This is a genomic window from Streptomyces triticisoli, assembly GCF_003270085.1.
GTDB classification, from domain to species: Bacteria; Actinomycetota; Actinomycetes; order Streptomycetales; family Streptomycetaceae; genus Streptomyces; species Streptomyces triticisoli.
This window is the reverse complement of sequence record NZ_QFDQ01000124.1, coordinates 1-7990: the sequence shown is the minus strand read 5'-3', so window position 1 is coordinate 7990 and position 7990 is coordinate 1. Positions and strand designations below refer to the sequence as shown.

5 protein-coding genes and 1 pseudogene are annotated in these 7990 nt (G+C 74.1%); all 6 read right to left on the bottom strand.

The features are described from left to right. Positions 1–999: MAB_1171c family putative transporter (locus DEP02_RS18480; RefSeq protein WP_112468771.1), on the bottom strand; the 999-nt coding region annotated here is incomplete at its 3' end. A gap of 298 nt (positions 1000–1297) precedes the next feature. Next, the gene (locus DEP02_RS18475; RefSeq protein WP_112468769.1) at positions 1298–2467 is read right to left on the bottom strand and encodes an MAB_1171c family putative transporter; all 1170 of its coding nucleotides are present in this window, start codon (positions 2465–2467) and stop codon (positions 1298–1300) included. Next, positions 2464–2961: a toxin gene (locus DEP02_RS18470; protein ID WP_112468767.1), complete on the bottom strand. Its 498-nt coding sequence runs from the start codon at positions 2959–2961 to the stop codon at positions 2464–2466. Before DEP02_RS18470 ends, DEP02_RS18475 begins: the two co-directional genes overlap by 4 nt. A 98-nt stretch (positions 2962–3059) precedes the next feature. Next, entirely contained in the window at positions 3060–4313 is a 1254-nt protein-coding gene (locus DEP02_RS18465; protein WP_112468765.1) for an MAB_1171c family putative transporter, read from the bottom strand. A 145-nt stretch (positions 4314–4458) separates the two neighbouring features. Then, positions 4459–7428, bottom strand: coding sequence for a glycoside hydrolase family 35 protein (locus DEP02_RS18460; protein ID WP_112468763.1), 2970 nt, complete (start codon positions 7426–7428; stop codon positions 4459–4461). Between the two features lie 191 nt (positions 7429–7619). Continuing rightward, a pseudogene (locus tag DEP02_RS18455) lies at positions 7620–7990 on the bottom strand (histidinol-phosphate aminotransferase family protein); the annotation flags it as partial.

Here is a 7990-nt window from a genome sequence, read left to right as displayed (position 1 = left end):
GGCGAGCATGGCCGCCTCCGCGGCGATCCGGGCCTCGTGCGCGGTGCGGCCCGAGCGCCGGGCGGCGGCCAGCGCGCGCTCGCGGACGCGGTCGTCGAAGTACGGGGCGAGGCCCAGCAGCGCGTCGTGGATGGACACCTCGCGCCACTGCAGGCGCGCCTGGGGCAGCCGCCACCAACAGCTCGGCGGCCTGGGCGCGGTGGACCCGAGCCGGACCCGCGTCCACAGCGGGCCCAGCCGCCGGTAGTCCCGCAGACTGCGCGCCTGCGCCAGCGCCGCCGGGAGCAGTCGGGGCAGCACGAAGCCGGCGGAGCACAGCAGCGCGCCGAGCGAGGCCATCGGCGGTGCGACCTTCGTGGACAGCACGTCCAGGTCGTGTCCCGCCCAACGCGCCACGACGGCCGTGTACTTGGTCAGCTGAAAGCCCACCACGTCCAGCAGCGACCCGGCCAGGATCAACCGCAGCCCGGCCCGCAGCAGCCCGGTGACCTCACGGCTCCACTTGACGCACAGCACGCACATCGTCAGCGTCGCCGCGCTGTGCCCGACCAGGTAGAGCAGGATCATCTCGCGCAGATACGGCGTGTTGGCGTAGTACGTGTCGAGGTCGGTGAGCCGCTCGGTGCGGGCGTCGCCCAGCGCGAACAGCCCGACGATCGCGACGACCAGCGGCCCGTACGCGGCGATGCTCCGCAGCACCAGCCGCCGCACCCGCTCCGGGGGCCCGCCCCTCCAGTGGATCAACAGGATCAGCAACGAGCAGCTGTACGCGGAGAGCATCCCGTACGTCAGCGGCGCCCCGAAGTTGGGAATCCCGGTGAGCCGGTTCACCGCCGCCAGCGTCAACGGCGCCGAACACACGAACACCAGCGAGCCGAGCACGATCGCCGCACACGTGGACACGGTCAGCGGATTCCGCACGGCGGTGCGCGGCCTGCGCAGCAGCACGGCGGCGGACATCCCGAAGATCCCGGCCGCCAGGTAGATGACGAGACTCACCCCGGCCACCTCCGCCCGGCCGTCCGGGGTAAGAGCCTCGAACAAAGTGGGCACCCGATCAGCTCGCGGCGTCTGGTGCGTGCGATCGCAAGGCGCCGGAAGGTCCTCGTAGCGGAGCTACTAGGGCCTTTCGGCAACGCGGCGAGCGTGCGTGCCTGGGGGCACCTCCCAGCCGCCAGGCTGGGGGAGCGTCGCGAGCCGGGCGCCCACTTTGTTCGAGGCTCTGAGGCGGGTGCAGGGCGGGCCGGGGGTGTTCCGGCCGGTGTGCGCTGCGGCGGGTGTGCCGCCGGTGAACCGTTCATGCTGCGCCCGTGGGGGTCGGGCCGGTGGGAATGCGGCGGAGCGGGGCGGGCGGGGGTGCGGTCAGGGCGTCGGCGATGCGGAGGAGGGCGGAGGGGTCCGGGGCCCGGGCGGCCAGACGGGCGGGGGTGCCGGACGGCGGGGCGCCGGGGTCGTCGCGTACCGCCGCGGCGATGACCGCCGCCCACGCGGCGGCCTCCGCGCGCTCCCTGTCGCCGGTCGCCTCCAGCACCGCTTCGTGGGTCCGCTCGTACAGGCAGCGGTCGAAGGACGCGTCCAGGTAGCTGAGCGCGTTGTGGATGCTGGTCTGCCGCCACATCAGCCGCGTGGTGGGGGAGGCCCAGCGCGGCCGGGGCAGCCGCAGGCAGCGGCGGGTGAGGACGCCGTCCAGCTCCCGCTCCAGCGGTTCCAGGCGCGCGTACGTCCGCCGGGCCCGCCGGCACTCCGTCAGCCGGGGCCCGGTCAGCGGCACCAGGATGCCCACCGACGTCAGCAGCGCACCCAGCCCGGCCGCGGCCGGCGAGACGTTCGTCCCGAGCCCCGACCAGTCCCGCCCGCACCAGCGGGCGACCACGGCGACGAGCTTGGTCACGCTGTACCCGGCGCCGCACAGCGAGCCCAGCCCCAGGACCAGCAGCCCCGCGCGCAGCCAGCCGTCCACCTCGCGCGCCCACCGCACCGAGGACACCGTGGTGACACTGACGGCGGCGAGGTGCCCCACCAGGTACAGCACGATCATCTCGGCGATGAACGGCGTCGTCGCGTAGTAGGTGTCCAGGTCGGTACGCCGCTCCACCGGCGCCTCGCCGAGCGTGAACATGAGGGCGATGCCGACCAGCACCAGCGCGTAGGCCACGATCCAGCGCCGCGCCACCCGGTGCACCCGCTCGCCGCCCCGCCAGTACACGATGAGGACCTGGGAGGCCGCGCTGTAGGCGGTGATCGACGCGTACGTCAGCGGCGCGGCGAGGTTCGGGACGCCGCTGAGCCGGTTGACCGCGCCCACCGTCGGAGGGGCCCCGAGGAGGAAGCAGGAGCCCGCCAGGCCCAGCACCGCGCAGATCGCCCGCAGATACGGGTCGCGCCGGTGACGGAGCAGGTCCGGGGCCTTCACCACCAGGCCCAGCCACAGCACACCACAGCTGGCGTAGTTGATCAGGCCGCTCATCTTCCCCGAGTCCCACGGTAGTTGAGCGCCGCCCCGATGCGTCCGGCCAGATCCTGCCCGCCGTCGGCGCCGGCGGCGGACACCGGGTCCGCCGGTGTCTCCAGCCAGGTCCGCAGCCGGCGGCCCATCAGCATGCCGAACCGGTCGGCCTCCTGCTCGTCGGCCAGGCTGAAGTCGGTGCGCGCCGCGACCGGCCGGGGCGGCCCCGCGACGGGCGCGTCGGCGGCCCGCCGGTTCATGTGCCACACCTCGTGACAGAAGATCACGATCTGGTGCCACACGGCGGCCCGCTGGTCCACGACGACCACGTCCTGCGTCTCGCCCTCCAGCCACAGCCCGCTGGCGGTGTGCGGCGGGAAGACCTCCCGGCGGACCACGACCCGGCGGCCCCGCCAGGCGCTGACGGAGTCGACGAGCGCCGCGAACAGCGCCTCGGGGTCGGCGGGAACCGGCACCCGGATGGGGTCGATGAGCGCGTCGGCCAGCCGCCGCATCTCCCTCTTCCTACGCACCGTCTTCCCCCGTGGATCTCTCACACCGGCCCCCATCATCCCCGGGCGACGGGCGAGAGGAAAAGGTCCTTGTACCGCGGTCACTCATGAGCGGGCACGCTCCCCGCCGGCGTCGCGGCCCGCTGCCGTACCGCCGCGACACGGTCGGGGCGGCGCAGCGCCCGGGAGACGGCGCCGATCTCCCGCAGCAGCTCCGTGGTGTCCCGGTCGCGGTCGCCGTCGTCCTCGGGCGCGTGCTCCCGCCGCTCCACGGCGTCCAGGATCGCCACCGCGGCGGCCAGCGCCCCGGCCTCCTCCGCCGTGAACTCCAGCTCCAGCGCGGCCCGGTGTGCCCGCCGGTGCAGCTCCTCGTCGGTACGGCGGGCCAGCGGCAGCAGCACGTCGCGGATGAACGTCTCCCGCCGGGTCAGCCTCAGTTCCGGACCGCCGCGCGGCAGCAGGGTCGGCCCGCGGCCGTTCACCGTCCTCATCAGCAGGTACAGCGGCCGCAGTTCGTGGTGGGCGAGCCGGACGCGCCAGCGGTCGTGCAGGTACTGGCCGGCGTGCGGAAGGATGAAGCCCACCGCGATCAGGATGGCCGACACACAGGCGACGGGCGGCGCCACGTCCGTGCTCAGCCAGTCCAGGTCGTGCCCGGTCCAACGGGCCACCAGCGCGGTGAGTTTGGAGGCGTCGAACAGCAGGTTGAGGCCGTAGCCGACGCCGAGCGACTTCAGCCCGCCGCGCAGCCAGACGTCCAGCCCGTCGGTGCGCACCCAGTTCCATATCACCCGCGAGGTGATGAGCACGGCCACGGAGTGCGCGAGCAGGTAGAGCAGGATCTCCTCGCGCATGAACGGGGTGGTGGCGTAGTACGTGTCCAGGTCCCGCAGCCGTTCCACGGGCACGTCGGCGAGCGCGAACAGCACCCACAGCGCGACGATCACCCCCGAGTAGACCGAGATCACCCAGCGCATGGCACGCCGGGTCGCGGCCGAACGGTCGGACAGCCCGTTCCGCCAGGCGATGATCAGCAGCAGACAGGACCCGCAGAACGCGGTGAGCAGCGAGTACACCCAGGGCGCCGAGATGTTCGGCACGCCCGTGACCCGGTTGGTCCAGCGGATCGTCGACGGCGCCACGAACACGAACACCGCGCAGGCGAGCAGCAGCAGCCCGCCGACCGCGCGCAGCATCGGGTCCTGCCACAGCCGGATGATCGTGGGCACCTTGATCAGCAGCGCGGCGGTGAGCACCGCGGCCGGGATCCAGAAGGAGAGGGAGGACTGACCGGCCAGCACGGCAGGATCCAGGGCGAGCCGGACGGGCCCGGCGGCCGACCCGGCCAAGTCCATCGCCACACCCCTTCCGGCCGCCCCCCGTCGGGCAGACCGTCCGAGCCTACGCGGCCGGAGTTGCCCGCGTCATGCGATCCGGCGACCGCCGCCCGAGCGGAAACGACCGTTGCCTGTCGCATGGTGCACGCACCGCTGCTTCCGCTCAGCGCCCCGGCGAGTCCACCGGCGTCACCGGCACCCCACCCGCCGCCGCGCCCAGCAGCGTCAGCCGTGCCCGCCCCGGCCCCGACAGCGTGGTGAGCTCCGAAAGGACCGCGAGGGCCAGGGTGTTGGCGCCCCGGGTGCGCAGGACGCCGTTCGGCAGGACGAAGGTGTGCTGCGGGCCCACGTCGTTGACGTACTGGCCCAGGTTCCAGCCGTTGAGGAAGATCTGCGCACGGTAGGAGCGGTGCCGGTCGTCCTCCAGGGTCAGCCCGACCGAGGCGTCGACGCCGGGGTCCACGGCCAGGTCGAAGGTGGTCCGGTACCAGGTCACGCCCTGCCGTCGCACCGCCCGGGGGAAGCTCACCCGCTCCCAGTCGCGGTCCGGGAAGCCGGGCAGGTGCCAGCCCTCCCGCTCCCCGTACAGCCCGCCGTTGTTCAGCGGCCCGCGCACCGGGTCGGGCGCCGCCGCGCCCTGGATCCGCCACCGCACCTTCGGCGTCCCCCCGCCGAAGGTGACCGCCGTCAGCCCGCGCGCCGCCTTGTGGGTGTCCCGCGCCCCGCCGTCCTGGTCGTGCTGCATCCGCCGCACCAGCACCGACAGCACGTGCCGGCCGGACGTGCGCAGCGCCGGAGCCACCGGGAGGACCGCCGTGTCCGCCCAACTCCCCTTCCGGGCCGTGCTCCTGTCCGGCACGGGCATCCGGTGCGCGCCCAGCGGGTGCCCGTCCAGCCAGGCCATGAGCAGTCCCTGCGTGCCCGTGCTGTACGCGAGCGAGACCGACTCGACGCCGGTGGCGTCCGTGAACGTGCCCCGGTACCAGACGTCCCCGTAGTGGAAGCCGTAGTCGTCCGCGAACAGTACCGGCTGCCCCTTCGGCACGGGCGTCGTACTGTGCGAGGACGTCCGGTCGGCGACCTGCCAGCCCGAGTCGTCGAAGCCCGGCCCGGCCTCGGGGTTCTCCGTACGCGTCCGCCAGCCGTCGAGCGCGGGCAGCCTCACCTCGGGCACGCCGGGCAGCGGCGCGTGGGCGCGCACGCTCGCCGAACCGGTGACCGACGCCGGCACCGCGCGGCCGTTCCACGTCAGAGCGCCGATGCCGCGCGGCCCCCACACCTCCAGCCCGCTCTCCTCGACCGTGTCACCGGTGAGGTGCACGGTGGAGCCGCGCACGGTGGCGGTGCGCAGCAGCGCGGGGCCGTGGACCAGCAGGGAGCCCGACGGGGTGTCGTACGGCCACAGGCGCACCGAGGTCGCCTCGTCGGCGAAGAGCAGCATCAGCGGCCGCTCGTTTCCGTCGCCCTCCACGCGGACACCGATCAGCCCGCCGGCGCCGAGCGGAACGGTGATCCGCAGCAGGCCCTGGTCGTAGACGTACGCGGCCTGCTCGCTCAGCCGGGTGACCAGCGGCTCCTCCGCGCACTCCAGCACCACCCGCGCCATCTCGCCCTGCCGCCCGCAGAACACCGCGACGTCCTGGCGCCCGGCGGTCAGGAGCATCATCGGCTGCGCGGTGGAGTACCGCACCCTGCGCCGCCCCAGCGTCAGACCGGTCACCATCAGCCGGGCGTCCCGGGCCGGCACGGTCACCGGCAGGTCGGCGCCGGCCGCGCGCAGCGTCGAGGAGACCTCCTTGCCGCTGTCGTTGCGCAGCACGTACACATGGGCGCCGGTGTCCGGGTTCCGCAGGTGGTACGCCCTGAGCCCGGGCACCTTCACCTCGCCTGCCCGGTCCAGCTTGGCGAAGTCCGGGACGCGCTGCAGCATGTGCCCGATCTGGTGCATCGGCACCAGCTTCTCCGTGGGCCGGCGGCCCTCGTCGAGGGCGGCCCCGTAGTCGTACGACGTGTAGACGACCGGCGCGGGCAGCCAGCCCCAGGAGGTGCCGCCGAAGGCCATGTAGACGTTGTGGACCGTGATGCCGTTGGCGAGGTGGGTCAGGTAGAAGCGCCTCTCGTACGCCGCGTCCCGGGTGCGCCGCACCTCGGCGTACCCCTTGCCCTGGAACGGGGCCCCGCCCCACGCGTCGAACCAGCCGCCCCCGGACTCCGGCATGAACCCGGGCGTACGCGGACTGGCACTCGCCCCGCCGGTCCTCCCGCCCGTCCCGAAGTACCCCCAGTCGGGCGGGGTCCGGTCCGGCGAGGGGTACCCGTCGAAGCCGTACAGCCAACGGCCTTTCTCACCACCGGTGTCGAAGGACCCGGGCGTCCAGTGGCCGTTCCTGCCCTTGTCGTTGTGGAAGAGGAGCACGTCGATGCCGTCGGCGCGCACCTTCTTGTAGAGGTGGCTCATGTAGGCGCGCCCGGCCGGCTCGTCCACGTGGGCGTCGTACTCGTTCTCGATCTGGTACAGCAGCACCGTGCCCGTGCCCCGGGTGAACAGGTGCCGGGCGGCGATGGCGTTGACGTGGCCCAGCCACTCGTCGACGTGCTCGAGGTACACGGGGTCGGCGGTCCGGGCGCTGCCCCCGGTGGCCGTCAGCCAGCCGGGGAAACCGCCCCCGTCGACCTCGGCGTTGATGTACGGACCGGGTCGCAGGACGACGTAGAGGCCGGTCTCGGCGGCCGTCCGCAGGAACAGGTCCAGGTCCCGTACGCCGGTGAAGTCGTACCGGCCCGGGGCGGGCGAATGGTAGTTCCAGGCCACGTAGACGCTGACGGCGTTGTGGCCGTACGCGCGCAACTTCTGCAGCACGTCCCGCCACAGGGAGGGGCTGGGCAGCCGGAAGGGGTGCATCTCGCCGGACCACAGCACCAGCCGCCTGCCGTCGACCAGCAGCGAGTAGCGGTCGAAACCGACGGTGTGCCGCCGCCCGTCGGCACTCGGCGGCTGCGGCGGCGGGCCCGTGGGCACCGAGCGTGCGGCGTAGGCCGAGGGCGCCCCGGTCCCGGCACTGCCGCCGCCCAGGGCGAGTCCGAGCGCGGCGGTGCCCGCGAGGGCGCTGAAAGAACGTCTGCTGAGCGCCAAAGGTGTGCCTCCCGGGCGGCGATCATACGGGGCGCGGGCACCGCCATTCTCCCCGGTTCCGGACCCCACCACGGACGCACGAGGGCCCCGACGCGGGCGGATTGCTCGGTACGGGCGGTTCTGATACCGGCCGTTCGGCAGGGGGACGGCCGGTACCAGAAGCCCTGACGCGAGGCCTCGCCCCGCCCCGGCTACCCCACCTGGCCCATCCCCGCCGCGTTCGGCCAGTTCTGCGGGCTGGGCCAGCCCGTGGCCGGGGCCGGGGTCAGGCCGGGGTTGTTCGAGGGCGGGGCGGTCATGCCGCGGACCTGGGCGGCCGTGAGGCCGCCGCGGGCGGGGACGCCCGGCGGGGTGGGACCGTCCGCGGCGGGCGCCGGGGCCGGAACGGGCATGGGGGTCGGAGCTGGAGCCGGAACGGGTGCCGGGACCGGCACCGGCACCGGCATCTGCTGGGCCGCCGGGGCCAGGGGCTGCATCGGGGCCGGAGCCGGAGCCGGAGCCGGTGCGGGCGTGGGCGCGAGGGGCTGGGCCGCCGCAGGCAGGGGCATCCCGGCGGCGGCCG

Coding starts and splice junctions, on each gene's coding strand:
- DEP02_RS18475 (WP_112468769.1), bottom strand. CDS start 2,467: ATGAGCGGCCTGATCAACTACGCCAGCTGTGGTGTGCTGTGGCTGGGC.
- DEP02_RS18470 (WP_112468767.1), bottom strand. CDS start 2,961: ATGCGGCGGCTGGCCGACGCGCTCATCGACCCCATCCGGGTGCCGGTT.
- DEP02_RS18465 (WP_112468765.1), bottom strand. CDS start 4,313: ATGGACTTGGCCGGGTCGGCCGCCGGGCCCGTCCGGCTCGCCCTGGAT.